29 protein-coding genes are annotated in these 24,543 nt (G+C 69.7%); 13 read left to right on the forward strand and 16 right to left on the reverse strand.

From position 1 onward, the window contains the following. The first annotated feature begins 7 nt into the window (after nucleotides 1-7). Nucleotides 8-433, forward strand: a complete 426-nt coding sequence (gene dtd, locus AB0F17_RS24885; protein WP_358026839.1) for a D-aminoacyl-tRNA deacylase — start codon at nucleotides 8-10, stop codon at nucleotides 431-433. Between the two features lie 30 nt (nucleotides 434-463). On the opposite strand, the gene AB0F17_RS24890 is transcribed toward dtd, so the two are convergent. From AB0F17_RS24890 to AB0F17_RS24905, 4 genes are all read right to left on the reverse strand, one after another. Beyond that, nucleotides 464-1,402, reverse strand: a complete 939-nt coding sequence (locus AB0F17_RS24890) for a folate-binding protein (protein WP_358026842.1) — start codon at nucleotides 1,400-1,402, stop codon at nucleotides 464-466. Nucleotides 1,403-1,412: 10 nt separating this feature from the next. Next, nucleotides 1,413-1,826 carry a Fur family transcriptional regulator gene (locus AB0F17_RS24895; RefSeq protein ID WP_214642180.1) on the reverse strand — a complete coding sequence of 138 codons (414 nt, stop codon included), beginning with the start codon at nucleotides 1,824-1,826 and terminating at the stop codon, nucleotides 1,413-1,415. 304 nt (nucleotides 1,827-2,130) lie between these two features. Then, the gene (locus AB0F17_RS24900) at nucleotides 2,131-2,427 is read right to left on the reverse strand and encodes a DUF2470 domain-containing protein (RefSeq protein WP_358026844.1); all 297 of its coding nucleotides are present in this window, start codon (nucleotides 2,425-2,427) and stop codon (nucleotides 2,131-2,133) included. A 5-nt stretch (nucleotides 2,428-2,432) separates the two neighbouring features. After that, complete coding sequence (locus AB0F17_RS24905) at nucleotides 2,433-2,933, reverse strand: FABP family protein (RefSeq protein WP_358026847.1); 501 nt, start codon at nucleotides 2,931-2,933, stop codon at nucleotides 2,433-2,435. 80 nt (nucleotides 2,934-3,013) lie between these two features. On the opposite strand from AB0F17_RS24905, the gene AB0F17_RS24910 reads away from it, so the two are divergent. The 3 genes from AB0F17_RS24910 to AB0F17_RS24920 all read left to right on the forward strand — a co-directional run bounded on the left by AB0F17_RS24910 (nucleotide 3,014) and on the right by AB0F17_RS24920 (nucleotide 5,133). Beyond that, a complete protein-coding gene (locus AB0F17_RS24910; RefSeq protein WP_219534684.1) occupies nucleotides 3,014-3,376 on the forward strand; it encodes a DsrE family protein in 363 nt (120 codons plus the stop codon). 96 nt (nucleotides 3,377-3,472) lie between these two features. Next, nucleotides 3,473-3,877 carry a YciI family protein gene (locus tag AB0F17_RS24915; RefSeq protein WP_358027070.1) on the forward strand — a complete coding sequence of 135 codons (405 nt, stop codon included), beginning with the start codon at nucleotides 3,473-3,475 and terminating at the stop codon, nucleotides 3,875-3,877. After that, nucleotides 3,874-5,133 carry a sigma-70 family RNA polymerase sigma factor gene (locus tag AB0F17_RS24920; protein WP_358026850.1) on the forward strand — a complete coding sequence of 420 codons (1,260 nt, stop codon included), beginning with the start codon at nucleotides 3,874-3,876 and terminating at the stop codon, nucleotides 5,131-5,133. The genes AB0F17_RS24915 and AB0F17_RS24920 overlap by 4 nt, the downstream gene beginning before the upstream one ends. A 96-nt stretch (nucleotides 5,134-5,229) precedes the next feature. Here the strand turns inward: AB0F17_RS24920 and AB0F17_RS24925 are convergent, their stop codons facing one another. Further along, nucleotides 5,230-5,943: a glutamine amidotransferase gene (locus AB0F17_RS24925; protein ID WP_358026853.1), complete on the reverse strand. Its 714-nt coding sequence runs from the start codon at nucleotides 5,941-5,943 to the stop codon at nucleotides 5,230-5,232. Continuing rightward, the gene (locus AB0F17_RS24930; protein ID WP_358026856.1) at nucleotides 5,933-7,162 is read right to left on the reverse strand and encodes a MurT ligase domain-containing protein; all 1,230 of its coding nucleotides are present in this window, start codon (nucleotides 7,160-7,162) and stop codon (nucleotides 5,933-5,935) included. Before AB0F17_RS24930 ends, AB0F17_RS24925 begins: the two co-directional genes overlap by 11 nt. 169 nt (nucleotides 7,163-7,331) lie before the next feature. On the opposite strand from AB0F17_RS24930, the gene AB0F17_RS24935 reads away from it, so the two are divergent. Then, nucleotides 7,332-7,712: a YjdF family protein gene (locus tag AB0F17_RS24935; RefSeq protein ID WP_358026859.1), complete on the forward strand. Its 381-nt coding sequence runs from the start codon at nucleotides 7,332-7,334 to the stop codon at nucleotides 7,710-7,712. Nucleotides 7,713-7,834: 122 nt separating this feature from the next. Here AB0F17_RS24935 and AB0F17_RS24940 read toward each other — a convergent pair whose 3' ends face one another. The 3 genes from AB0F17_RS24940 to AB0F17_RS24950 form a co-directional block, all read right to left on the reverse strand. Next, on the reverse strand, nucleotides 7,835-8,167 hold the full coding sequence (locus AB0F17_RS24940) for a hypothetical protein (RefSeq protein WP_358026862.1): 333 nt from the start codon (nucleotides 8,165-8,167) through the stop codon (nucleotides 7,835-7,837). 144 nt (nucleotides 8,168-8,311) lie between these two features. Continuing rightward, entirely contained in the window at nucleotides 8,312-8,800 is a 489-nt protein-coding gene (locus AB0F17_RS24945) for an NUDIX hydrolase (protein WP_358026864.1), read from the reverse strand. Between the two features lie 195 nt (nucleotides 8,801-8,995). Next, nucleotides 8,996-10,267, reverse strand: a complete 1,272-nt coding sequence (locus tag AB0F17_RS24950) for a Fic family protein (protein ID WP_358026867.1) — start codon at nucleotides 10,265-10,267, stop codon at nucleotides 8,996-8,998. 100 nt (nucleotides 10,268-10,367) lie between these two features. On the opposite strand from AB0F17_RS24950, the gene AB0F17_RS24955 reads away from it, so the two are divergent. Both AB0F17_RS24955 and AB0F17_RS24960 read left to right on the forward strand, forming a co-directional pair. Then, nucleotides 10,368-10,667, forward strand: coding sequence for a hypothetical protein (locus tag AB0F17_RS24955; RefSeq protein WP_358026870.1), 300 nt, complete (start codon nucleotides 10,368-10,370; stop codon nucleotides 10,665-10,667). Nucleotides 10,668-10,718: 51 nt separating this feature from the next. Then, nucleotides 10,719-11,219 carry a nuclear transport factor 2 family protein gene (locus AB0F17_RS24960; RefSeq protein ID WP_358026873.1) on the forward strand — a complete coding sequence of 167 codons (501 nt, stop codon included), beginning with the start codon at nucleotides 10,719-10,721 and terminating at the stop codon, nucleotides 11,217-11,219. 93 nt (nucleotides 11,220-11,312) lie between these two features. Here AB0F17_RS24960 and AB0F17_RS24965 read toward each other — a convergent pair whose 3' ends face one another. The 5 genes from AB0F17_RS24965 to AB0F17_RS24985 are packed head-to-tail and all read right to left on the reverse strand — an operon-like array spanning nucleotide 11,313 to nucleotide 15,648. Then, complete coding sequence (locus tag AB0F17_RS24965) at nucleotides 11,313-11,450, reverse strand: hypothetical protein (RefSeq protein ID WP_358026876.1); 138 nt, start codon at nucleotides 11,448-11,450, stop codon at nucleotides 11,313-11,315. Further along, nucleotides 11,447-12,475, reverse strand: a complete 1,029-nt coding sequence (locus tag AB0F17_RS24970; RefSeq protein WP_358026879.1) for an LLM class flavin-dependent oxidoreductase — start codon at nucleotides 12,473-12,475, stop codon at nucleotides 11,447-11,449. Before AB0F17_RS24970 ends, AB0F17_RS24965 begins: the two co-directional genes overlap by 4 nt. Before the next feature lie 22 nt (nucleotides 12,476-12,497). Next, nucleotides 12,498-13,658, reverse strand: coding sequence for an FAD-dependent monooxygenase (locus tag AB0F17_RS24975; protein WP_358026882.1), 1,161 nt, complete (start codon nucleotides 13,656-13,658; stop codon nucleotides 12,498-12,500). Further along, nucleotides 13,655-14,608, reverse strand: coding sequence for an MBL fold metallo-hydrolase (locus AB0F17_RS24980; protein ID WP_358026884.1), 954 nt, complete (start codon nucleotides 14,606-14,608; stop codon nucleotides 13,655-13,657). The genes AB0F17_RS24975 and AB0F17_RS24980 overlap by 4 nt, the downstream gene beginning before the upstream one ends. Then, on the reverse strand, nucleotides 14,605-15,648 hold the full coding sequence (locus AB0F17_RS24985; RefSeq protein ID WP_358026887.1) for a VOC family protein: 1,044 nt from the start codon (nucleotides 15,646-15,648) through the stop codon (nucleotides 14,605-14,607). Before AB0F17_RS24985 ends, AB0F17_RS24980 begins: the two co-directional genes overlap by 4 nt. A gap of 211 nt (nucleotides 15,649-15,859) precedes the next feature. On the opposite strand from AB0F17_RS24985, the gene AB0F17_RS24990 reads away from it, so the two are divergent. The 5 genes from AB0F17_RS24990 to AB0F17_RS25010 all read left to right on the forward strand — a co-directional run bounded on the left by AB0F17_RS24990 (nucleotide 15,860) and on the right by AB0F17_RS25010 (nucleotide 19,939). Continuing rightward, nucleotides 15,860-16,339 (forward strand): MarR family transcriptional regulator, encoded by a 480-nt coding sequence (locus AB0F17_RS24990; protein ID WP_358026889.1) that lies wholly within the window; start codon nucleotides 15,860-15,862, stop codon nucleotides 16,337-16,339. A gap of 34 nt (nucleotides 16,340-16,373) precedes the next feature. Then, complete coding sequence (locus AB0F17_RS24995) at nucleotides 16,374-17,399, forward strand: fumarylacetoacetate hydrolase family protein (protein ID WP_358026892.1); 1,026 nt, start codon at nucleotides 16,374-16,376, stop codon at nucleotides 17,397-17,399. Beyond that, the gene (locus tag AB0F17_RS25000) at nucleotides 17,396-18,427 is read left to right on the forward strand and encodes an amidohydrolase family protein (protein WP_358026895.1); all 1,032 of its coding nucleotides are present in this window, start codon (nucleotides 17,396-17,398) and stop codon (nucleotides 18,425-18,427) included. Before AB0F17_RS24995 ends, AB0F17_RS25000 begins: the two co-directional genes overlap by 4 nt. Before the next feature lie 10 nt (nucleotides 18,428-18,437). Further along, a complete protein-coding gene (locus AB0F17_RS25005; protein WP_358026898.1) occupies nucleotides 18,438-19,388 on the forward strand; it encodes a fumarylacetoacetate hydrolase family protein in 951 nt (316 codons plus the stop codon). A gap of 83 nt (nucleotides 19,389-19,471) precedes the next feature. Continuing rightward, nucleotides 19,472-19,939, forward strand: coding sequence for a GNAT family N-acetyltransferase (locus AB0F17_RS25010; protein WP_358026899.1), 468 nt, complete (start codon nucleotides 19,472-19,474; stop codon nucleotides 19,937-19,939). Nucleotides 19,940-19,954: 15 nt separating this feature from the next. On the opposite strand, the gene AB0F17_RS25015 is transcribed toward AB0F17_RS25010, so the two are convergent. After that, complete coding sequence (locus tag AB0F17_RS25015) at nucleotides 19,955-20,668, reverse strand: VOC family protein (protein ID WP_358026902.1); 714 nt, start codon at nucleotides 20,666-20,668, stop codon at nucleotides 19,955-19,957. A 260-nt stretch (nucleotides 20,669-20,928) separates the two neighbouring features. Between AB0F17_RS25015 and AB0F17_RS25020 the strand changes: the two genes are divergently transcribed. After that, nucleotides 20,929-21,399 carry a hypothetical protein gene (locus AB0F17_RS25020; protein ID WP_358026904.1) on the forward strand — a complete coding sequence of 157 codons (471 nt, stop codon included), beginning with the start codon at nucleotides 20,929-20,931 and terminating at the stop codon, nucleotides 21,397-21,399. A gap of 30 nt (nucleotides 21,400-21,429) precedes the next feature. Here the strand turns inward: AB0F17_RS25020 and AB0F17_RS25025 are convergent, their stop codons facing one another. Next, nucleotides 21,430-24,492 carry an ATP-binding protein gene (locus AB0F17_RS25025; protein ID WP_358026906.1) on the reverse strand — a complete coding sequence of 1,021 codons (3,063 nt, stop codon included), beginning with the start codon at nucleotides 24,490-24,492 and terminating at the stop codon, nucleotides 21,430-21,432. Between the last annotated feature and the right edge of the window lie 51 nt (nucleotides 24,493-24,543).

Below are 24,543 nucleotides of genomic sequence, written 5' to 3' on the forward strand. Positions count from 1 at the left end.
GGTTCCCATGCGAGCAGTCGTGCAGCGAGTGACCACCGCGTCCGTGACCGTCGACGGGGAGACCGTCGGAGCGATCGCCGAGCCGGGGCTGCTCGTGCTGGTCGGCGTCACGCACACCGACACGCGCGCCGAGGCGCGCAAGCTCGCCGCCAAGCTCTGGGGCCTGCGCGTCCTGGACGGCGAGAAGTCCTGCTCCGACGTGTCGGCGCCGCTCCTGGTGATCAGCCAGTTCACCCTGTACGGCGACGCCCGCAAGGGCCGGCGGCCCACCTGGCAGGCCGCCGCCCCTGGACCGGTCGCCGAGCCGCTGGTGGACGCCGTGGCCGAAGAGCTCAGGGCGCTCGGGGCCCAGGTGGAGACGGGCCGGTTCGGCGCGAACATGAAGGTGTCCCTGGTCAACGACGGACCGATCACGCTGGTGCTCGACATATAGTTCGCGCGCGTAACGGCGGGACGGATCGAGTTATCGGAGGCGGCGCCGCATAGCCGGGTCGATGGTGACGTTGCGGCCCGCGTCGGGCGGGACGATGACCTCCTGGGCGGCGGCGACGCCACCCGCGAGCAGCGGCGCGTCCACCGGCACCGTCCGCTTGACGATGGCCAGCGCGATCGGGCCCAGCTCGTGGTGGCGGGCGGCGGAGCCGACCACCCCCACCTCCTGGCTCTCGAAGATCACCGGCGCGCCGTGCACCGGCAGCGTGTCAACGCTGCCGTCGAGGTGCAGGAACACCAGCCGCCGCGGCGGATGCCCCAGATTGTGGACCCGGGCCACCGTCTCCTGGCCCCGGTAGCAGCCCTTGCTGAGGTGGAGGGCGGCGCCGATCCAGCCCACTTCGTGCGGGATCGTCTTGTGGTCGGTGTCGAACCCGAGCCGGGGCCGGTGCTGCTCGATGCGCAGCGCCTCGTACGCCCAGAGCCCGGCCAGCGGCTTGCCCAGGTGGTCGGGCAGCTCGGCGCGCGGCACCAGGAAGTCCTCGGTCGCGGACGAGAGCACCGCCAGGTCGTCGGCGCGCGACACCTCGACGCGGAGCATGAACCGCATCCGGTCGAGGTAGGCGACCAGGCTGTCGGCGGTGCCGGGCTCGACGTGCGCCAGCACGCTCTCGCCGTCGTCGACCAGCGTCAGGTGGTGCAGGACCCGGCCCTGGAGGTCGAGGTCGAGCGTCTGCGTCCACTCGCCGGGAGCCAGTGTGTCGAGCTTCTGCGAGGTCAGGTCGTTGAGCCATTTCAGCCGGTCCGCCCCGGAGACGCGGATCACCTCGCGGTTGCTGCGGTCGACGACCGCCTCGCCCTTGACCAGCGCCCGCTGCTCGGCGAACAGGTCACCGTAGTGGGCGGCTACATCGGAGTCGGGGCCGTCGGCGGCGACGGCACCGGGGAGGTCGAGCAGAGGGCTACGCATGCCTTCCAGGTTATCGGCAGTCGCGGCAGCGGCCGAAGACGGTCAGGTGGCGTACGTCGGCCACGAAGCCGAGCTCCTCGTCCAGGCCCTTGACCAGCCCGTCGGCGATCTCCGGGCGTATCTCGCTGACCGCGCCGCAGCCCCGGCAGACCAGATGCAGGTGGTCGGCGTCCGCCGCCAGGTGGTAGGTGGGGGCGCCGTGGCTGAGGTGGGTGTGGGTGACCATGCCGAGCTCTTCGAGCAGCTCCAGCGTGCGGTAGACGGTCGAGATGTTGACGCCGCGGGCCGTCTCGCGCACCTTGACGGAGATCTCTTCGGGCGTGGCGTGTTCGAGCGCCTTGACCGCCTCGAGCACGAGCTGCCGCTGAGGGGTCACCCGGTAGCCCTTGGCGCGGAGTTCTTCGTGCCACTGCGTCTCCGTCATACCTCCGAGTCTACGGCGGAGTATTAATCGCTTGCCCCCTCCGCGACCGAGCGCATAGCTTCTTGGGTACGCGGAAAGGAGGTGGTCCAAACAATGGTGATTCATAGTTGGACTAGCGAGGTGGTTGTCCGCTAACGACGCGGACTGATGTCTCGTCTGTTGGGCGAATTCGAGACAACCACCGGGGCCCCCGGCAGCCGGAGGGCGGGATTCCCATCCCGTCCGTGGTCCATCCGGCCCGCTCAATCACGAGTGGAACGCCGCCTGGGGCCCTTCTTCATGCCCTCTTGTCAGTGCTCGCCGGTCAATGCTCGCCGCGGGCCGGGATGCCGAGTTTGTCGCAGGCTTCGCGATAGAGGCGGACGACCGCCATCCGCACCTGCGGGCGCTCGGTCAGCGTCTCCCCCCACGACACCCTGACCCGCTCGCCGCCGTCGATCGTGAACTCGATCGCCTCGCCGTCGACCCCGCTGGTGAGCGCGGTCGTCGCGTCGGGCCGCCCGCCCAGCCCCCGCACGATGATCAGCGAGTCGCCCGCATGGTCGTCGTTCATGTGCCGCTTGATCGCCTCGACCGCCTCAGCGGTGAAAGGGGTGCTCATACGGATCAAGCTACCTTCTTGAGCTCCGCCGACATGTGCGATGTGAGCGGGTGCCCGACCGCGGCCATGTCGTAGGCCCACATGAGGTTGCCCTTGACCAGCCCGTACAGGCGGGTGGCCGCGGTGTATTCCTTGGCCGAGGCGGTCCGCGCCACCACGTCGGTGCGCAGCTCGATCTTGTGGAAGACGACCTCGCCGATGTAGATCTCCACGATGCCGGTCGGATGCGCCAGCAGCACCTCGATCTGCCGGTCGGGCTGCGGCCGCCAGTAGCCGGACTCGGTGGCGAGGGGTCTGACCCGGTTGCCGTCGTCGTCGAGCAGCCAGGTGCGGCTCACGTACGACAGGAACGGCTTGCCGTTGTGGCCGAACTCGATCTCCTGACCGAAGTTGAAGCTCTCGATCGTCGGATAACCCCCGACACCGGCGCCCTCCCAGCGGCCGATCAGGAACGCGATCGGCTCCAGAGCGGGATGCACCGGCACCTGGACATCAGCATCTTCCATGGCATCAAACTCTACTGGCCCACGGACCTGGCCGCCCCGCCCGAAGGCGTCCGGCGGGAAGGGGGGCTAGGGTGACGAACATGGCACGATCACTGGTGATCAAGGTGACCGCCGGGGCCGACGCCCCTGAGCGCTGCAACCAGGCGTTCACGGTCGCGGCCGCCGCGCTGGCGAGCGGTGTTCCGGTCTCTCTCTGGCTGACCGGGGAGTCCTCATGGTTCGGGCTGCCGGGGAGGGCCAAGGAGTTCAACCTGGCCCACGCCGCTCCGCTCACGGACCTGCTGGACGCCGTTCTGGCGGGCGGCCGGGTGACGGTCTGCACCCAGTGCGCGGCCCGGCGCGAGATCACGGCCGACGACCTCATCTCCGGCATCCGCATCGCCGGCGCCTCCACCTTCGTCGAGGAGGCCGTGGCGGAGGGCGCCCAGGCTCTCGTGTACTAGACACCGGGGCCTGTGTCCGGAGCGGTCCGTCGGTTCCGACGTCTCTGATGTGAGGCACCGCGGTGGTGCCGACCGGGAGGAGAAATCGTGAAGTACATGATCATGATGTTCGGTACCCAGCGCGACTACGACGACCTTGCCGGAAAGCCCGACAACCCGGCCTGGTCCGGGGAGGACGTCGCGGCGATGCACGCCTTCATGGAGTCGTGGAACAACGCCCTGGTCGAGTCCGGGGAGTTCGTGGACGCGCAGGGCCTGACCGCGCCCGTGCACGCCAGGAGGGTCCAGCTGAAGGACGGGGTGCCGGTCGTGACCGACGGCCCCTACTCCGAAACGCAGGAGGTCCTGGCCGGTTACACGATCGTCGAGTGCGCGAGCTTCGACCGGGCGACCGAGATCGCCGCGCGGCTGGCCGGCACTCCCCACCCCGCGAACGCGACCCTGACCCACGAATGGCACGTGGACGTGCGGCCGATCGCCGGGAGCTTCGAGGAGCTGTGACCGGCGGCGAGGTCGAGGACCTGCTGCGCGGGCTGGCGCCGCAGGTTCTCGGCGCGCTGGTACGGCGTTACGGGCACTTCGCCACGGCCGAGGACGCGACGCAGGAGGCGCTGCTCGCGGCCGCCCTGCAGTGGCCTGAAGAGGGCCTTCCGGACAACCCGCGCGGCTGGCTGATCACGGTCGCCGCGCGCCGGCTGACCGACCTGCTGCGCAGCGAGCAGGCCCGCCGGCAGCGCGAGGACACCGTCGCACGCTGGACCCTGCCCGACCAGTGGCTGGCGCCCGCCGCGGACCGGCCGGCGGCGGAGTCCGACGACACGCTCATCCTGCTGTTCCTGTGCTGCCACCCGTCGCTGCCGCCCGCGTCGCAGATCGCGCTCACCCTGCGGGCCGTCGGCGGCCTGACGACCGCGGAGATCGCCAGGGCGTTCCTGGTCCCGGAGGCGACCATGACCCGGCGCATCACCCGGGCCAAACACCGCATCAAGGACAGCGGCCTCCCCTTCGGCATGCCCTCCGGCGAGGATCGCGCCGAACGGCTCGCCGCGGTCCTGCACGTCCTCTACCTGATCTTCAACGAGGGCTACGCCAGCACCTCCGGCCCGGCCCTCCAGCGCACCGAGCTGACCACCGAGGCGATCCGCCTGACCCGCCTGGTCGACCGCCTGCTGCCGGACGACGCCGAGGTGGCGGGCCTTCTGTCGCTCATGCTCCTCACCGACGCCCGCAGACCGGCGCGTACGGGCCCGGACGGCTCCCTGATCCCCATGGCCGAACAAGACCGAACCCTCTGGAACACGTCCTACATCACCGAAGGCCTCGCCCTCATCACCAGCGCCCTCCCCCGCGGCCCGACCGGCCCCTACCAGCTCCAGGCGGCGATCGCCGCCCTGCACGACGAGGCCCCCACCGCGGCGGCGACCGACTGGCCGCAGATAAAGGCCCTGTACGAGCTCCTGATGCGGCTCTCCGACAACCCGGTGGTCACGCTCAACCACACCGTGGCGGTCGCCATGGTCGACGGCCCGGCAGCGGGTCTCGCCCTGCTCGAAGAGCTGGAGAAGGACGCCCGGATAGCCGAGGACCACCGCCTGCACGCGGTCCGGGCGCACCTGCTTGAGAGGTCCGGGGACCACCGGGCGGCCCGTGCGGCGTACGAGGCGGCCGCGCGGCGAACGAGCAGCCTCCAGCAGCAGCGCTACCTGCACGCCAAGGCCGGCGCGCTGACCACGCGGGCGGCCGAGGACACCTCGTGACGGCGCCCGGCCCTGTGCGGGATCAGCGGCCGTGTCCCTGGAGGCGCCCGGCCATGGTCGGCGACTGGGGCCTGCCGGGCTGTGCCGTAACGTGGATCAGTTGGCCCGAACGGCGGCCAGGCGCTCCTGTCGGAGCTGCTCATAGCGGGTGTCGTCGAGCGGGGCCAGGTCGCCCGCGCGCCACGACAGCAGCAGGTCGGCGAGCGCCGGGTTGCGGGCCAGCGCGGGCCCGTGCAGGTAGGTCCCGACGACGTGCCCCGCGTAACACCCCTCGAACCCGTCCCCGTTGCCGACCCCCACGGTCGTCCGGGAGAGCGCCTTGACGCCCGGGCCGAGGCGGGTGACGCCCATGTGGTTCTCGAAGCCGGTCAGCGTCGGCAGCCCCAGCTCGGCGTCCACCTCGGCCACCAGTTCGCCGACCGCCCGCTGGGGGCCGCGGGAGCTGGCGATGTCGAGCAGGCCGATGCCGTCGACCGGCTGGCCCTCCTCGCCGCCGAACGTACTGCCCATGATCTGGTAGCCCGCGCAGACCGCGAGCATCGCCGCACCCCGCGCGATGGCGCGGTGCAGCCCGCCGTCCTTGCGCAGCCGCGCCGCCGCGAGGATCTGCGGGCGGTCCTCACCGCCGCCGATGAGGTAGATGTCGCCGGTCTCCGGCACCGGGTCGGCCGACCGCACGTAGACGGTCTCGGTCTCGATGCCCCTGCGCTGAGCCCGCTGCTCCAGGACGAGCACGTTGCCCTGGTCGCCGTACGTGCTCAGCAGGTCGGGATAGATCCAGACAATGCGAAGGGCGCTGTCAGACGGCACGACCGAACTCCGATCGGATCTGCTGGAAGGCGGTGTAGTTGGCGATCACGTCGACGCGACCCGGCGGCTGCATGGCCAGCGCCTCGGTGAACGTGGCACAGAGCGAGAACGGCACGTCGGCCACGTCGAGCCGGAGCGCCAGGTCCAGCCGCCGCTGCCCGGTGACGAACACCGGGCGGCCACGCAGGATGCGGTAGTCGACGTCCCACAGCCAGGACGTGTCACGCCCGTCGGGCCCCTGCGCGTTGACCGAGAGGATGATCGGCTGCTGCGGATCGGAGACGTCGAACGCCTCCAGCCAGCCAGCCGGGTTCTTGGCCAGCAGCAGCCGCGCGTGGCGGCCGTTCCGCTCGACCGTGGTGTAGCGGCCCGCGACCGAGGTGACCTCGCGCAGCCGGGGCAGCGCCCGCTCGACCGGCAGCCCGAACGCCTCGCCCACCGCCAGCGCCATCGCGGCGTTGGACCGGTTGGCCAGGCCGGGTAGCTGGATGTCCAGCAGCCACCGCTGCCCGCGCGGATCGATCACCGCGTCGTCGTCGAGAACCCACTGCGGCTCAGGCCGGTGGAACGTGCACTCCCGGCACGCCCAGTCGGCGTCCTTTCGGTCGAGCGGCCCACCGCACTCGGGGCAGCACCAGGAGTCTTCCTTCCAGCGCTGGCCACCCGCGACCCAGGTCACCTTGGCCGCGGTCGAGGCGCCCCAGGTGACGAGCGGGTCGTCGCAGTTGGCGATGACGTGCGTCGGCTTGCCGGACAGCGCTCTGCGCCACTTCTGCGCGAGCAGCCAGATCTCGGCCGCGCGGTCCATCTGGTCGCGGCTGAGGTTCATCAGGCAGACGACGCCGGCGCCGGTGGTGTCGAGCACCTCGGGCAGGTATTTCTCGTCGACCTCCAGCACACCGTAGGGGGCGTCCTTGTGCAGGGAGAGCGCCGAGACGTGGCCCGCGGGCATGTTGGCGCCGAACGCGTTGGTGGCCACCTCGCCGAGCTCCAGCAACGCCGAGGTGATCAGCCGGGTCGTGGTGGTCTTGCCGTTCGTGGCGCTGACCAAGGCCAGCCTGCGGTCACGGGCGAGCTGCCGGAGCAGATCGGGCTCGAGCATCAGGCCGACCCGACCGCCGATCACCGAGCCGTCGCCGCGCCCGGTCATCCTCGACAGCGTGGCGGCACTGCGGCCCAGGGCGCTCGCGAGCAGAGCCCGCAGTGGAAGCTGGGTCATGGCACAGGATCCTAGTCGGCGTTGGGCGCTAGTCTGGTGACGCACACGAAAACGCGGCCCGGTTCGGTAGCCCGGGCGACGCTTCTCGTATCCGCCCTTCCAGGGATGTCCGGTGTGCCGACAGCGGCCTCGTCAGGCCGTCGTTCGGCATACCCGCTGGAGGGCAACCATGGTGACGCTGTCCGTCTATCTCGACGGGCCCTTCTGGGTCGGCGTGCTGGAGCTCATCGAGAACGGCGAACTGCGAGCCACCCGCTTCACGCTCGGCGCCGAGCCGACCGATCCGGAACTGCACGACTATCTGATGCGGCACGGCCTGGCCCTGCTGGCCCAGGCGTCTTCCGCGCCCCCCGTGCCCGCCGGCCAGGGCCGGGAAGACGGCCGGGTCAATCCCAAGCGGGCCGCCAAGCTGGCCGCACGGGCCGCGGCTCGGGTCTCAAGGGCTCGCCATCGGCGCTTCGCGCCCAGGAGCCTCGGCGTGCTCCCCGGGGCCTTCGGCCCCTCCCAAGCGAGGGCAAGCCCTCGCGCTCCCACGCTTCGCCACGGCTAGACCATGCAGGAGCGCCAGGTCCTCGAGGAGTCGAGCAGACCCTGTCTGACGTTGGAGAAGCGAAGTCATCACTTAAGGGTGACAATCTCTCGCCCATAGGAACACTTAGCTGCTAACTGTTCCTATGGGCGAGAGAGAACTGTTGAGATCGACGGTTGCGGCTGTTGGAGGCAGGCATTCACTCCCAGGCCGAGTTCGGGGAAGCGGTCGAGCCACAGGGGGTGGACGCGTGGGGGCAGGACCAATTCGGGCCAGAGCTTGCGCAGGACCGAGGCGCTGAGGAAGCGGCGCAGGTCGTCAAGCGTGCTGCTTTCCCGGATGACTCGCATGTACAGCAGTCGCGCATCGGCGATCAGGTCCAGGTCGTGCTGACGCTCCGGTCCCCAGTCGATATGCCTGGGCAACGTCAGAACACCCTTTACCGGCCCGGTGAGCTCGTCCAGCGTTGCGGGCACGACGTAAGGGCGGAGCACCCCGTACCCCCTGCCATTCAGACTTCCAGTGTGAATAGCGGACTTTGCCGGTCCGCGACCTTCTAATATGCCGGTCTCGCTGTCAAGCTCTCATGCATTTCGGGCGGGTGTTTTGGCCTTTGTGTCTTACGGGCCTTGAGGACTGAACGTGTTTGTCGCCCTGCCGTCTGGCGGCCGGACACGGTGAAGCTCAAGAGCAACATCGATCAAGTCGACCCGGTCGAGGTCAGTTACTTGATCGAGGTCTAGCCAGGCAGCTTGGTCGGTGCTGCCGTCGATCTCGTCCCTCAGTGTGCCGCCGATGACTCGAGCTGCGTAGATGATGCGAAGTCCGTGAAAATCGGCCTCACGCCCGGCTCCTCGGGGGTAGCGGCGACGAATCGTATCCATTCCCAGCAGGCTCTCGACCGCGATGATGCAACCGGTCTCCTCTTCCACCTCACGGATCGCCGCATCCAGGGGGTCCTCGGCGTGATCGATGCCGCCGCCGGGGAGTGTCCAGAGCCGTCCATCAGGCCCCACCCATCGAGCGAGCAGGATCTTCCCCTGGTCGATGCAGACGGCGTAGGCGGCGACTCTGAGCTCCTTGATGATTTGCGGTGGTTCGATCGTCATATTGATCAGATTTATCACCTATTGCGCAGGAAGTCTGATGATCTTTAGATGTCAGAAACTAGCCAGTCTCTGCCAGCGGTTCCTTGTGCTTGCCAGGGCCGAGCAGCGTACGAGTATCCAGGCGTTCGCGCTGCCGACGCTCCGGATCCGCTTCGCACCATCGGCGGCGACTGGGGGTCCAGGCCGCAGGAAACCTCACCCCTGGGTTCGATAGGGGACTGGACGCGCGGGCGGCGCCTGCCGTGTGTCGCCCAGAGGGCTGGCGAGTGCTCGCTCGAACCCTGTCAGGGCGTTGATGAGGTCGGGGGCCTCGAATGCGCGGTTGCGTCTGCCGATGGTGATCTGTCGGAGTACTCCTGCTGCTGCCAGTTGATTGACGGCGTCGTTGGCTCGCTGGCCGGATCTTCCGATCAGGTCGGCGGCGGTGGCCACTGTGAGCACAGGAGCGGAGGGCAGCACTCGCAGCAACAGATCGACGGAAGATCCCGCGCGGACTCTCCCCAGTTTCCTTCGCCAGTCCATTTCCAGGGCATCAAGTTCCGCGCCGAAGCGATCCGTATCGATGATGGCGCGAGCGGTGTCCGCGGTGAATCGATCGACGCACGTACCCATGGACTCCTGGGCTTCCGGGGAGTCGGCGGCTCCTTCATATCGGTATGAGGTAAGCGCGGAGATGTACGCATCCGCGTGTGACGCCAGGATGAGACTGATCGGCGGCACGAAGCGGGATGCCAGTCCCCTACGCCGGAGGATCAAGTGGATGAGTGCCCGCCCAGTGCGGCCGTTGCCGTCCACGAACGGGTGGATCGTTTCGAACTGCGCGTGCGCGATAGCCGCTTGGACGAGAGCGGGATGTTCGTCCCCCGACACGTACGCGCACAGGTCCTCGAGGAGCGCGTGCACTCGGTCCGGCGGTGGAGGGACGAAATCAGCACTGCAGGGTGACATCCCGGTTCCGCCGACCCAGTTCTGCTCAGTTCTGATCAGCCCACCGAAGCGTGCGTCCCGGGTCCCGTTGAGAAGCCTTCGGTGGAGCTCCAGCAAGTCGTCAACATGTACGGCGGGTGCGTTCGCGAGCTCGAGGGCTGATTCCATTGCCCGGACATTTCCGAGGACCGCGTGTGCCGTGTCGTCGCGCGCCTCTATGCCTGTACGTTCCGCCACGTCGGCTTTGGCCAGACGTCGCACGTTGATCTGCAGGCCTTCGATGAAGGAACTCGCTACCGCCTCGGCTCGTAGGAGAAGTCTGGCCAGTGCTTCAAGGCTGACCAGAGCGCGTTCGGAGGAGTTCAGCTCAATGAGCCGACGTTCGACGTCGCTGACGTCCGCTGCCCGCTGCCCCGTCAGGGCCAGCGGACGCCCCAGCAGGGGATCTGGGACGTAAGCTCTGTAGTCGCAGCGCTGACGTTCCGCTCGCGTGGCGCCGTTCGGAGTGCCCTCCCACGACAGGGGGATGTACTCGGCCACAAGCGTTACCACCTCTCACCCATACGAACACTTAGATGCTAACTGTTCGTATGGGAGTCGCGAGAGAACTGCTGGGATCAGAGGTGTGGTTGTCGGGGCAGTGACCAACTACACCAACAACCTGCGACGGCTCGGCCTCACGGACGCCGACCTCACCGAGTCCGGTAGCGACCGTCTCGTCGACGCACTCGTCCTGGAGGGCGACGACGCCGCCGTAGCCACCGACGTCGTGGCACACCTCGACGCCGGTGCGAACCACGTCGTCATTGCCGAGCCCGGCTCTGCGCGCAGCGATCGACCGGGAACCGGGCCAAGCGCTGGGAAGCATGATCTGAGCGCGGGCTTCGGCGCCATCTCTTGGAGAGGCTCTGCCAAGAAGGTGAAGGCGTGGTTCGGTTAGAGGTCTGATCGCCGCCAGCGGAGACCTGTCCTGGCCGGTGATGCTAGCGCCATGAGCACAACAGACTTGGCAGGGGATCACGTCGGTGGATCGCGGGCAGACGAGCAGTCACCGGTCGACGCCTGGGCGGTAATGGAGAGGTTCTACGCCGCCGAGGCCGCGTATGTGGCCGCCGGCGGATTCGGTAAGGCGAGCTATAGCCATGTCGCCGCGTACCTGGATCCAGAGGTGGTCTTGCATCAGGCTCCCGGACTGCCCTTCACCGGTGCTGGAACATGGCGCGGCCATGACGGCATGGAGCGGTTTCTGGCCCGTTTCAGTGAGGTGTGGGAGTCGATGGAGTTCGTGGAGCAGGAGCATTGGGGTGACGGGGACACCGTGGTTGTCCGGAACCGGGTGCGCTTCCGGGCCCGTTCCACTGGTCAGGAGATCGACACCTTGATCATGCAACTGATCACCGTCAGGGACGGACGCATGCTCGAATGTCGCCCCTTCTATTGGGACCCCCAAGCCATCGCCGACGCCTGCCGGCAAGGTGACGCTGGTGCATGACTCGGGCGGCGGGATCCACGCGCTGGACTTGGCAGAGAGCCACAACCAGGCGGACGCGGATCACTCGAACGCGGACGACATCTCCGATGTTCATCATTGCGAGTCGAGCTGAAGCTGGAAGACGATCCGGTCGACTTCTGGGCCGTCATAGTCGGGCACGGGACCCATGACCGTGAAGCCCATCGCGGTGTGGAAAGCGATCGAACCGTGGTTCCTGTCGAGGTAGGTCACCGGGCGGCTGCGTGGATCAGGCCGGTCAGCACCCCCTCGGCGTCCTGGGGTGCCAGCGCGATTCCGGGGATCTGCAGGGTGATCTCAGAGACGCCGGAACGCGCCAGCTCGGCCTCCTTCCCGGCGATGCCCAGTGCGACGTCGCCAGGAGCGCCGGCGATCGCCAAGCCGTCGAGCATGTCGTCCGGGACGAGCGCGGCGCCGATGGCGCGCCAGGAGGGGACGCCGTCGGCCGGCCAGGCTGATGAGCAGATCCGCTCCGCCGCGCCGGCCCACGGTGTGTGCTCGAAGTACGGCGCGAAGCCCGGCTGTGCCGCGTACAACGCGATCTGGGCCTTGGCCAGTTCTCTCGCCTCTCGCGCGTCGTCCAAGGCGCAGGCGATCAGCCATGCGGCGATCTCGGGCTCGCCGTCCCTGTCGGCCGCGGCCCGCCCGATCGTGGGCCGGACGACGCCATTGAGGTAGCCGGGCACGTGCCCGAAGGGGTGCAGGGCGATCCCGTCGCACGTGCGCGCGAGGGCGCGCAACGCGGTGGGGTTGAGGCCCGAGCCGTACACTTTCACGCCCGCACGCAGCGGCCGAGGATGGCCGAAGGCGAATCCGGGCATCGTGACGTCGTAGAAGCGGCCGTGGAACCGCAGATCGCCGTCTGCGTCGAGGGCGGCGCGCATGAGCGCGGCGTACTCACCGAGACGCGGCGCCGGATGGTCGAAGTCGAGGCCGAACTCGCCCCGGGTGTGGGCGGTGCCCGCGCCGATGCCGACGGTCAATCGCCCCGAACACGCGGCGAACCCCTCCATCGCGGCCGCCGCCATGGCCATGGGATGCCTGGTGAAGGCGTACGCGATGCCGGTGCCGACCTCGATCCGCTCGGTGACCGCCGCAACGTGCAGAGCACGGACGAAGGCGTCCCGCCCACGCAACTCGGTGGTCCACACCCGGTCGAGCCCGCACGCCTCGGCCAGCCGACCGGCGTTCTCCAGCGCCGTGAACGACGACACCGCCACGGCCAGCGAGCGTTTCATTGATCTCCTCCATGCGAATCGGCTAGGCGGGGGCGGCCAGCACCCGGGTGATCTCGGCCTGGCGCGCGCCCAACCCGGCCGCGAAGGCGGCCTTCCTGGCTGAATCGCCCTCCATCTCGTTGAGCAGGATCGCGTGGGCGTGATCCTGGACGAACCGCACCCTCGGCAGACGCCGGGCCATGAACGCCTCCAGCGCGTCCGGCACCGGCCGCGCCGGCCCGAGCTCGTCGGCCAGCACCAGCGCGTCCTCCATGGCCATCCCCGCGCCCTGGGCCAGATGCGGTGCCACGGCATGGGCGGCGTCGCCGATCAGCACGACCCGCCCCCGGTACCACGGGGCGGGCAGAACCACCTCCTGCAGTGGCGCCCAGTGAATATCGCCGGACCTGTCCTCTCGTGCCTCGGCGGACGGGGCAAGGGAGTCTCGGATGTCGCCGATGACGCCGCCGAAGCCGGCCAGGCGCGCGTGCAGGCGCTCGGCCATGTGGTCACGGACGGGGGGCGATCCCGGGGTGACGCCCTCCACGACGAGGAGGTACATCAGGTTCTGGTTGAGATGGATCACGGTCGCCTTCGCGGCCGGGCCGTTCCAGTACTCGCTGTGGGTCATTCCAGGCGGGCGCGGCACCGCCATCCGCCAGCAGGCGTACCCCGTGCCGGTCGGGTCGTGTCCGGCGCCGAAGAGGTGGGTGCGCATCGGTGAGCGGATCCCGTCGGCGGCGACCATCAGGTCGTACGTTCCGGTCGTGCCGTCGGTGAAGGTGACCCGCACCCCGTCGCCGTGTTCGGCGAACGAGCGCCAGCTGACGCCGAGGCGGATCCGGGCGCCCGCTTCTCTGGCCGCGCCGGTCAGGATGTCGTGCAGATCGGCGCGGGTCATCGAGATCTGGAAGGGCACGTCCGGCGGGTCCTCCGGCTCGAAGACGGCCATCAGGTCGCCGGTCTCGGCATAGCGCCGTATGCCCTGGTAGCGATAGCCCCTGGCCGCCACCTCGTCGTAGACTCCGAGCGCCCGCAGGGCGCGCAACGCGTTGGCCGGATGGTTCAGCCCCACCCCGACCGTGCTGTTGACCTGCTTGACCTCGGCCACCTCGGCCGTCCAGCCGCGGCGGCCGAGCGCGATGGCGGCGGACAGGCCGCCGATGCCGGCGCCGACGATCAGGACGCGTCGTCCGCCGGTCATGCGTGGCACCGCAGCGGGCGGCCCCCGTTGAGGGCGATCATGTCGCGCCTGGTCGCGGTCAGGTCGATCTCCGCGCCGGGCGGCGCGCCCTCGATCTCGGCGTAGGCCCGGTGCAGGTTCGCGACCAGCCGTTCCCCGTCGAGGAGTTGATCGAACGGGTGCGCTCCGGCGTCCCGGGCCGCCTCCAGCGGGGTGCGGCCGGCCCGGTGCCCGCTCGCGGCCAGATCCCCGACGAACTCCAGGTAGCCGATCACCAGGTCGAAGACCTCCGGGCCGCAGACGTCGCCGTGGCCGGGGACGACGGTGCGCGGGCGCAGTTCGCGCAGGTCCCGGAGCACCTTGAGGGACCCGGCCAGCGAGCCGGCCGAGACCAGCGGCGCGCCGCCGTTGAAGGCGAGGTCGCCGGCGTACAGCACCGAGTGCTCGGGGATCCAGACGATCGAGTCGTCGGTGGTGTGAGCCGGCGTGCCGACCCAGCGCACCTCGCACCGCACATCGCCGGCCCAGAGGGTGACTCCCCGGCCATAGGTGAGGAACGGCGGGGCGGGCTCCAGCGCGCCCCAGGGCACCGCCGGGAACGGCCCGTCGAGGTCGGGCGTGGTCGGCGCATACCTCAGCATCATCTCCCGGGTCCGTTCGTGCGCGACGATGGTGGCGCCGCGGAACTGGTAGTTGCCGTTGGTGTGGTCGGTGTGCCAGTGCGTGTTGACCAGCGTCGACACGGGCAGGCCGGTGACGGCGGAGACGGCGGAGCGCAGCCCGCGGGTACGCGCCTCGGTCGCGGCCGAGTCGATTACGATCACCGAGTCGGGGGTGACGAGGAACCCGCAGTTGTTCACGAACCAGCCGCCGTCGGGCTGGATGTAGGCGTACACGCCGGAGGCGAGCTCCTCGGTGCGCGGCTCGTCCAGGGGCGGTCCGGACGAGTGGGGCAGGGCCCGCGCGCTCATAGCGGCGCCGGGGTCCACAGCCCGCTGTCGGTGTCGGTCACCGCGTCGAGAGCGTACAGATCCTCAAGCCCGCCGGCCGTGCCCCACTGATCGTAATAGTCGGGGGAGCCGGGCCAGACCCGGGGCGTCCAGGCGTCCTCGTCGAGGATCTGCTCCAGTTCGGTGGTGTACTCCACCACGTTGCCGTGCGGGTCGGAGAAGTAGGAGAAGGTGTTGTCACCGGCACTGTGCCTGCCTGGCCCCCACAGCGGGCGGTGGCCGTGCCGTATCAGGCGGCCCGTGCCGCGCAGGTACTCGTCCACGCCGCGCATCTCGAAGGAGATGTGGTTGAGCGATACCTTGGTCCGCTGGGCGATGGCGAGGCTGTGGTGGTCGGTGGAGCAACGCAGGAACGTCATCCGCTCGGTGAGCCAGTCGGAGAGCCGAAAGCCCAGCCAGGTCTCGTAGAACGCTTTGGTGGCGTGTACGTCGGTGCTGTTCACGACGACGTGGCTGAGCCGGCGCGGCACCGGCTCGCCCGGTTCGAGGGAGCGGAAGGGCTTGGGGGCCACGTCGGCGGAGACCTCGACGAGCCGGCCGTCGAGGTCGAAGAACCGCAGACCGTACCCACCTCCGGGGGTGTCCAGCGAGCCCGGCTCGCGCGCGATCCGCACGCCGGCCCGGCCGAGGCGCTCGGCGAGCGCGTCGACCGAGGTGGCGTCCCGCGCGCCGAAGGAGATGACGTCGACCCGCTTGGTCTCCGCCTGACGCAGCCGGACGATGTAGGGCTCGGCGGAACCCACCGAGCCCAGGAAGACGACGCCGTCCTCATGGCCGCCGGCGACCCGGTACAGCCCCCAGATTCCCTCGTAGAACGCGGCTGCCGCACGCAGGCCGGGCACGGCGATGCCGACGTGGCGCAGGTGGGTGATCGGTGAGCGCGAGGCGGCCATCGACGGTGTCTCGGCCGGAGGCGGCGCGGCGGACGGCAGGGGACGCCGCGCGAACTCGGGTGGCGGCGCGGTCACAGGGACGGATGCCGTGATCGGGCTTTCGGACATCTTCGCCTCCCAGCGTTTTCGAGGGGGACAGTGCCTTGGAACAATCGCCCGCATCCAGGAAGAATGTCAACCGTTTGACGTCAACTACTTTGCATAAGTGTCGACAGATCGTATGGTTGCATCACGGTGCAAGGCCGCCGAGAAGGGATCCACCTTGGCTCAGACGTCGCCATTCGCCGCAGGAAGCGGCCGGGAGACCACCGAGAGGATCATGTATCTGATCCATCGCGTCAGGGTCGCGACCGCGGAGACGATCAACATCGCGCTGGCCGACCTCGACTTGAACGGCACGCTGTCGATGCTCCTGGAAGTGCTCTACGAACTCGGCGAGACCAGCGCCGCCGAGCTGGCGCGCAACTGCCTGGTGACCCGGCAAGCCCTCACCGCCCCGCTCAACGAGCTCGAAAGACGCGGGCTGGTGCACCGCCCGGAGCCGTCCACCGCCGTACGCGTACGCCCCATCACGCTCACCGCCGCGGGGCGCGAGCTCGCCGAGACCGCCCGGCGCAGAGTGCGTGAGGCGGAGCGGCGCTCGATCGCGTCCTTCCCCCCGGACGACCTCGCCCGCTTCCGCGGCCTCCTGGCCCGGCACGCCGCCGCATGGGAGGACCTGGCGCGCGACGGCGGGCCGCCTGGTGACCGCCCGCACTGGCCAGCAGAGAAGAGAGGCATTAGTGTCGACACTCACTGATGTGAACCAAGACCCCATCCGGAGGAGTCGAAGATTGCCCGCCGTCCGCTTTGACAACACCCCGGCCGACGGCTTCGCTCTGGGCCGGTTCGCGATCGAAGGCCGCCCGCTCGTCGGAGTCGTCCTGGACGGCGCCGCGTACCCGCTGACGGCCGCGCTTGGTCCCGAATACTCCGGCCTCACCTCGATTGAGGAGCTGCTGCCCGCCTGGGACACGCATCTGGACCTCATCGGCACCTGGTGCGGCAAGCTCCGGGCCCGCGGAGCGGAACCGCCGGAGAACGCGCTCGGGGCCGCCGAAGTCCTGGCGCCGCTGCGGCCGGGCGGTGTGTTCCAGGCGGCGGCCAACTACCGCAAGCACGTCATCGATCTGATGATCGCCTCCCCGCGCCCGGAGCACCGCGATCTGCCCGAGGAGGAACGGCGGGCCTTCGCCACCAGGCTGATGGACCAGCGGGCGGCCTCCGGCACGCCCAGCGTCTTCGCGGGTCTGCCGTCGAGCGTGTCAGGCCCGTACGACGACGTGGTCATCCCGCACATCACCGAACAGTGCGACTGGGAACTGGAGCTCGCCGTGGTCATCGGCCGCCCCGCCCGGTACGTCCCCCGCGAGTCGGCGCTCGACGTCGTCGCCGGATACACGATCGTGAACGACATCACCATGCGGGACCGGCTGTACCCGAGCGGGGACAGCTCGCGAGGCCCCGACTGGCTGGCGTGCAAGGGCGCGCCCACCTTCCTCCCCGTCGGCCCGCTGATCGTCCCCGCCCGATTCGTTCCCGACCCGATGGCCCTGACCATCACGCTGCGGCTCAACGGGGTCGTGATGCAGGACGAGTCCACAGCCGACATGATCTTCGACCCGGGTCGGCTGATCGAGCACGCCTCCCGGTACGCGCACCTGCTCCCCGGAGATCTGCTGCTCACCGGGTCACCGGCCGGCAACGGGGTGCACCACGGCCGCTTTCTCGCCCCCGGGGACGTGATGGAGGGCCGGATCACCGGCCTGGGCGTCCAGCGCACCCCGGTGGTCGCCGAGACCGGCTTCCCGGTCCCATGATCGACGTCCACGCCCACATGGGCGTACCGGCGGCCGAGGCCCTGGCCGCCGCCGCTCCCGGATACGCGGCGCACCAGGCCGCGGTCCGCGCGCGCTACCAGAACCCGGCCACCGCCGCCCACACGCGTTCAATAGCCGCCGAGCAGGACCGGCTGCTCACCGATCTCGGCGCGCGGATCGCGCGGATGGACGAGACGGGGGTCGCCGTGCAACTGGTGTCGATCAATCCCGGGCAGTACCACTACTGGGCCGACCCCGAGACGGCGGACGCCATTGTCCGGGAGATCAACGAGAGCCTGGCCGCGACGGTCGCGGCCAGTCCCGACCGGCTGCTGGCGCTGGGCACGGTCGCCCTGCAGCACCCGGGGCCGGCCGCCGCCCAGCTCCGCCACGCCGTGCGCGAGCTGGGCATGGTGGGCGTGCAGATCTCCACCAACGCAGGGGGGCGCGACCTGTCCGCACCCGAGTTGGCGGAGCTGTGGACCGCCGCGGAGGAATGCGACGCGATGGTCTTCCTCCACCCGCTCGGCTGCCCCGAGCTGACCGGGCGGCTCGCCCCGGCCTACCTGAACAACATCGTCGGGCAGCCCCTGGAGACGACGATCGCCCTGGCACACCTGATCTTCACCGGGGTGCTCGACCGGCATCCCGGGCTGCGCGTGTGCGCCGCGCACGGCGGCGGCTACCTGCCTCATTACCTGGGCCGAGGCGAGCACGCCTACGCCGTACGGCCCGACAGCCGCACGATGGCCCACCCGCCGAGCCACTACCTGCGCAGAATATGGTTCGACTCGGTGGTCCACTCGCCGGCGGTGGCCCGCGATCTCATCGATGTGGTGGGGAGCGACCGGCTCGTCACCGGCACCGACTACCCGTTCGACATGGGTGAGGACCGCCCGGCCGAACTGGTCGAAGCGATCCCCGCGCTGAGCGACGCCGAGCGCGCGGCGATCCGCACCGGCAACGCGCGGGCTCTGCTCGGCGGCCACGCCCGCCGCCTCCCCGCCCCATCGACCCCACCTGTCTGAGGAGACGCTCATGCGCTGGTCCGCCTACCGTTCCCCGAAAGACGGGCGCGAGCACATAGCCGTGGTGCGGGACGGGACGCTGTACGGCTGCCGCACCCACGACCGGCTGCTCGACCTGCTCGGCGACGACGGAGACGCGCTGCGCACGGCCGGCCGGGCCGCCCTCGCCGACCCGCTGGAACGCCTCTCCCTGCCGGAGGCCCGCCTGCTCGCGCCGATTCCGGTGCCGCCGTCGATCCGGGACTTCATGGCCTTCGAAGACCATCTGAAGCCGATCCTTGAGGCACGCGGCGCCACTGTCGACCCGACCTGGTACGAGATCCCGGCCTTCTACTTCACCAACCCGGCGGCCACGCTGGGCCCCGCCGATGACGTCCCCGCCGCCCCAGGGGCCGGGCAACTGGACTTCGAGCTGGAGGTGGCCGCTGTGATCGGCCGGACCGGCCGCGACGTCGACCCGCGGGCCGCCGAGTCGTACATCGCCGGATACATACTGATGTGCGACTGGAGCGCGCGGGACCTGCAGCGTCGCGAGCGCGGCGTTGGGCTCGGCCCGGTCAAAGGCAAGGACTGGGCGACCAGCTTCGGCCCGTTCTTCGTGACCGCCGACGAGCTGCCGACCCGCCCCGGTGATCCAGGCCCCGACCTCGCCATGCGCGCCGCCGTGAACGGCCGCCCCTACTCCGCCGGCAACCTCACGGAGTTGTACTGGTCCTTCGGCGAGATGATCGCGTACGCCTCCCGCGGCACCGAGGTCCGCCCTGGCGACATCATCGGCAGCGGAACGGTCGGCACCGGCTGCATCGCCGACCTGTCCGCCCGCCACGGTCCCGAGGAATACCCGTGGCTGGAGATCGGCGACCGGGTCCGTCTGGAGGTCGCCGAACTGGGCGCGATCGACTGCACGCTCGTACCCGGCCCGCGGGAAATCCCCCTGCGTCCTGCGGAGAGACGGCCGTAGTGCGCCATCACCAAGGAGACGTCGTGTTGGGCGAGTGGACTGACCATACTTAGGCGACCGTGCTACGAGCAGGGAGCATGTGGATGATGGTGAGTGAGAGCCTGCGTCTGCGGCCGGCCGACCCCGGTGATTACGATCGCATCGTCGCCGTGGTTGATGACTGGTGGGGGCGGCCGATTCGGTCGATTTTGCCGCGGCTGTTCCTCGACCACTTCCATCGCACCAGCATGGTGGCTGAGGAGGACGGGGAACTGGTGGGGTTCCTCATCGGGTTCCTGTCCCCTTCGGTGGCCGACGCGGCCTACATCCACTTTGTCGGCATTGACCCGCGCCTTCGCGGCAGTGGGCTGGGCCGACTTCTCTACCAGCGGTTCTTCGAGCTTGCCAGGGCCGGGCACCGTACGAGTATCCGGGCGATCACCTCACCGCAGAACCACGGTTCGATCGCTTTCCACACCGCGATGGGCTTCACGGTCATGGGTCCCGTGCCCGACTACGACGGCCCAGAAGTCGACCGGATCATCTTCCAACTCCACCTCAAGTCGCGATGATTACCCCGGATATGTTCATAGGGTCAGGCAGAACGTATGCCCCGCCGGGTCGGCGAAGACGCGGAACCGTTCACCACCGACGTCCAGCCGTGACGCGCCCAGCTCCAGGACCCGCGCCTCTCCGGTATCGAGATCATCGACCTGGATGTCGAGGTGCGCCTGCTGCGGGTGCGCCGGGTCCGGCCACTGGGGCGGGTTGTACTCGCCGACCTGCTGGAACATCAGGTTCTTGCCGTCACCGGCGATGAGCGCGCCCTCGGGCCCCTCGTACGTGACCTTCATGCCCAGCAGATCGGCGTAGAAGCGGGCCAGCGCGGACGCGTCGGGCGCGTCGATCGTCACCGCGAACAGCTCCATCGCCGGCCCGGCGCCGTCCTTCTGGCACAGGTCGAACGGGTGGCCGGCCGGGTCGGCCAGCGTGATCCAGGTCGGGCCGTCGGCCAGCCGGGTGGCGCCGAGACCGATGGCGCGCTCAGCCGCCGCCTCGTGCCCGTCGACCTGGAGGTCGAGATGGAACTGCTGCGGGTGCGCCTGCCCGGGCCACCGGGGTGCGACGTGGTCGGGGGCAAGCTGGAACGCGATCTCCTGGCCGTCCCCCGCGCGCACCGTGATCCAGTCGGAGATCTCCCGGACGACCTCCCAACCAGTGAGCTCGGCATAGAACGACGCGAGCCGCTGAATGTCAGGTGCGTCCAGCGCGAAGATTTCCAGGCGTCCGGTCACAGTCATGCCCCCATCCTGCCCTCGCCCTCCGACAAAAACGGTCGGGCCCCCTGCTCCGTCATGGTCTGGCCGTGGCGGACCGACCGATTCCGGACCGAGCGGTTAATAATAGGCGGCAATTCACCCTTTCGGCCGGCTTGAGCCGGACAATTACTGGAATGGCGTCCCGGGGAGAAGGACCACGATGGTTCGTGAAGGAAACTCGGTTCGGAACCGCCGTGGCGTCTTAGCCACCTTGCGCGCTATCGGCATAATCTGATGATTGCATGGTGATCACGACCATCGCATTCCAAGAAAGGTCTTCGATGAAAACCCTTGGCCGTAACGTCGTCGTGGCGGCAACGCTGACCGCCTGCGCACTGTCGGCACTGGCTGTTCCTGCCGCCTATGGCGATACTCCACCGGCAAATGTCAAAAAGGGCGTCATCACCCATGACGACTCCTTGGCCAACTACCGCGCCTGCGGAGCCAAGGTGGACCCGGCTGCCTGGGCGATCGCCAGTGCGCCGGCCGCATACTGGACTGCCGACAAGTCCAGCAATGATCCCATGTGCCGGAAATTGGTCAGGGTCGACTACCAGGGCAAGGTCTATAAATTCCGGATCGGCGGGCGCTGCTCGAGCTGTGCGCCGAATCAATTGAATCTCAGCCAGCCGGCCTTCGAACTGGTCACCGGGAAGTCGGGGGCAGCCAAGGTTCAGCTTCCTTGGGGGATCAGAAGGCCGTGGAGTAGCTGAGCCGGCCTCATTCCGTCACAGGCGCGCGGTTCAGCCCGGCTCGGCGAAGGAGAGCTCCGGGGCGCCGTCTCGGTCGAAGGGCAGGACGAAGCGGCGCGGCCATGACAGCACCCCTTCGAGCCACCCGGCCCCCATGGTCTGCCCCACGTGCCGTAGCCGCGCCGAAGGGTCGACGCCGATCGCGACCGTGGAGATGTCGCGCTGGACGCTGTCGTTCTCGTCGTCGCCCAGGATGACCCGCCAGGCCAGTGCCCTGTTGTGGTCGACCTCCATGGACAGCGGGTGGTGCCGCAGTGCCTTGGCCCGGTGGCCGAGCAGCTCCGAGTGCAGGAGTTCGGCGGAGCCGCCGTTGGGGGCGTTGCGGAACAGGGCGTACTCCATCGGGGGTGCGGGGCTGTGGAGGTTCGGGGCCGGCCGGCCGTACGGGAAGAGTCTGTCGACCTCGTGCAGCCAGCGCACCTGTGGGATGACCCAGGAGGCGCCGGGGCGCTCGCCGCCGCTCTCCACGGCGGACAGCAGCCGTGTGGCCGTCTCCGCGGCCTTCTCGGTGAGCAGGGCCGGGTCGAACCAGCTCCGCAGCGACCAGGCCCGGCGCTGCACCGATCGTTCGATCAGGGTGGCCAGCAGGCACTCCCTGCGCCTGGCCGGCAGCTCGGACCAGGCGGCGGCCAGAACGCGCGGTACGCCGGGCAGCGGCCGGTTGCTCACGAAGGCCAGGACGACCGTGTCGCACCAGATGCGCAGCCAGGCCCAGTCGGGGGCGTCGGCGAGGACGTCGGCCTCGCGCAGCTCGACCAGCGTGCATGCCTGCCCGGTACGGCACTGGCTGCCGCAGGCCGCCGATCTTCGGCCCCGGATCGGCGGAGGCGGGCCGGCCAGGAGCCGCTCGCGGGACTCGCCGAGCGGCACCCGGACGCGTAGCGGGCGGTCCATCCCGTCGGCGAACACCGCGGCGGATCCCGGCTGCAGGGAGACGACGTGGCGGGACTGTTCCTCGCTGAGGTTCATGGCCGCGCCGACGAGCTGCCTGTCGTCCTCGGCGGGGAGGCGGTGGACGACCTTCAGCGCGGTGTTCTTCACCACGTCGGTGACGAGTTTGGTGGGGATCTGCTCGGCCACCACGATGCCCTCGCCATAGGCCCTGATCTCGGCGAGCATGCCGGCCAGCAGTTCGACCGCGTGGGTGGAGGCGCGGCCGGTGCCGCGGTCGCGCAGCAGCCGGTGGGCCTCCTCGATGACGATGACGTGACGCAGGCCGGTGGACTTCTCCTGCCTGGCCCGCATCCGCAGGTGCTCGACGATGCGGATGATCAGCGTGCCCATCAGGAACGCCTTGTCCTCGTCGTTGGCCACGTCCTCGATCGCCAGCACCACGTTGCGCTCCAGCAGGCCGCCGATGTCGGCCGGGTGACCGCCCTCGAAGAAGCGTCCGGCCGAGCCGACTCGGAGCGAGCGCAGCCGCAGCGAGATGAAGCCCTCGACGTCGGCCTGGACCTCGCGGCCGTAGCCGATCTCCTTGATCACGTCCATGGCGTGCTGCTGGAGCAGTTCGAGGGTCGGCACGCTGGGCGGCACCTTGGAGCCCGGCACGGCGCCGCCGGTGACCACGTCCCAGCCGGTGGCCTCGTAGACGCGCTGCAGGGCCAGCGACATGATCTGCGGGAACGGCTCCTCGGCGTCGAAGGCCGCCATGAACAGCGCCCGCACCATGTCGATGTGGGCCTGGACGGGGTAGCCGGGCTCGGGTTCCAGCGGGTTGATGCTGAACGGCACGCCCGCGGGCGCCGACGGGTTGATCACGGTGACCGACCGGGCATCGACGGCCGCCGCCCTCGAACCCGGCTCGCGCGTGCCCAGCGGTTCGAGGATGCCCAGCGGCTCGCGCGTACTGAGCGGCTCGCGCGTGCTCAGCGGCTCGAGGCGGCCGGCCATGGCGGCGTACTCGGACTTGGCGGGCTCGATCGCCAGCCACGGGATGCCGGCCCTGCTGAGCTGCTCCAGCAGGTGCCGGACCGTCTGCGACTTGCCCGAGCCGGTGGCCCCGGTGACGAAGGCGTGCCTGTTGAGCGTGCTCAGCGGCACCCGGAACGAGCCCACGCACCGGTCCTGCCCGTCGAGGATCTCGCCCAGGTCCAGCTCGCCCTCCTCGGCCTCGGAGGTCACGTCGAAGAACCCCGAGTCGAGCACCCGTACGCCCGGCACCTCCCGCCTGGGCAGCCCGGCCAGCGCCGCGAGCGCCCCGGCGGTGGCGGCGAAGGGGGCGGCCGCGCCGTCGGCCGGGTCCTGCATGGTCAGGCCGAGCGCCTCCGACAGGCCGTAGACGGCGCCCTGGGCGCTGCGTAGCCGGTATGGATGGTGGCTCATCTCCACGGAGCCGACCAGGACCGGCGCGATCTGCCGTAGTTCCTCGGCCGTGGCGCCGCCGGCCAGCACGCGGACGTTCCAGAGCCCGGCCTCGCGGAAGGCGTCGAGCTCCTGCATGCGGCGTTCGGCCCGTTCGGCGTCGAACCTGCTGCGCTCGGAGGCGTCGCCGTACTGCCTGAGCACGTTGAGCTGCGTACGCAGGTGCGCGACCTCGGCGTCGAGCAGGTCGGTCGGCTCGGCCACCACCAGCCACGCGAACGGCCTCGACATGAGCGTGACCAGCGTCGACTCGAACAGCGTCGGCCGCTTCAGCTCATCAGGTTCGAACCCGCCGAACTCACGCCGGCCGCCGAGCGGCGGCGCCTGCCGTCCCGGGCACGGCGTCCACACCAGGTCGGCGAGGTCGGCCAGGTACTCCTCGTCGAGCTGCACCCCGCGCGCCCCGCCGGGGAAGAGCAGCGGCTGCGGACCGGCCGGCACCCCCGGCGCGTCCGTGGCGCGGCGCGGCTGGCGCGGCGGCGACAGCGGCCCGGCGTTGGTGATGAGCTCCAGCGGCGCACCGGAACCGCGGGAGAGCCAGCCGATGACGAACGGCCGGTCACGTTGCGCCGCGGACAACACGGCGGGCAGCACGGTGACGAAGTCCCACTCCGCCGACGAGCTTCGCGAGGGTGCCGCGATCGACTGGATTCGGTACCAGGGCCCGCTCAGCGAGACACTCGGCTGCATTTCATTCCCCCACAGACGGTTGTTAGTAAAGTCCCGCCGACCGTCCGCACG

Source organism: Nonomuraea sp. NPDC026600 (assembly GCF_040638335.1).
Lineage (GTDB): Bacteria > Actinomycetota > Actinomycetes > Streptosporangiales > Streptosporangiaceae > Nonomuraea.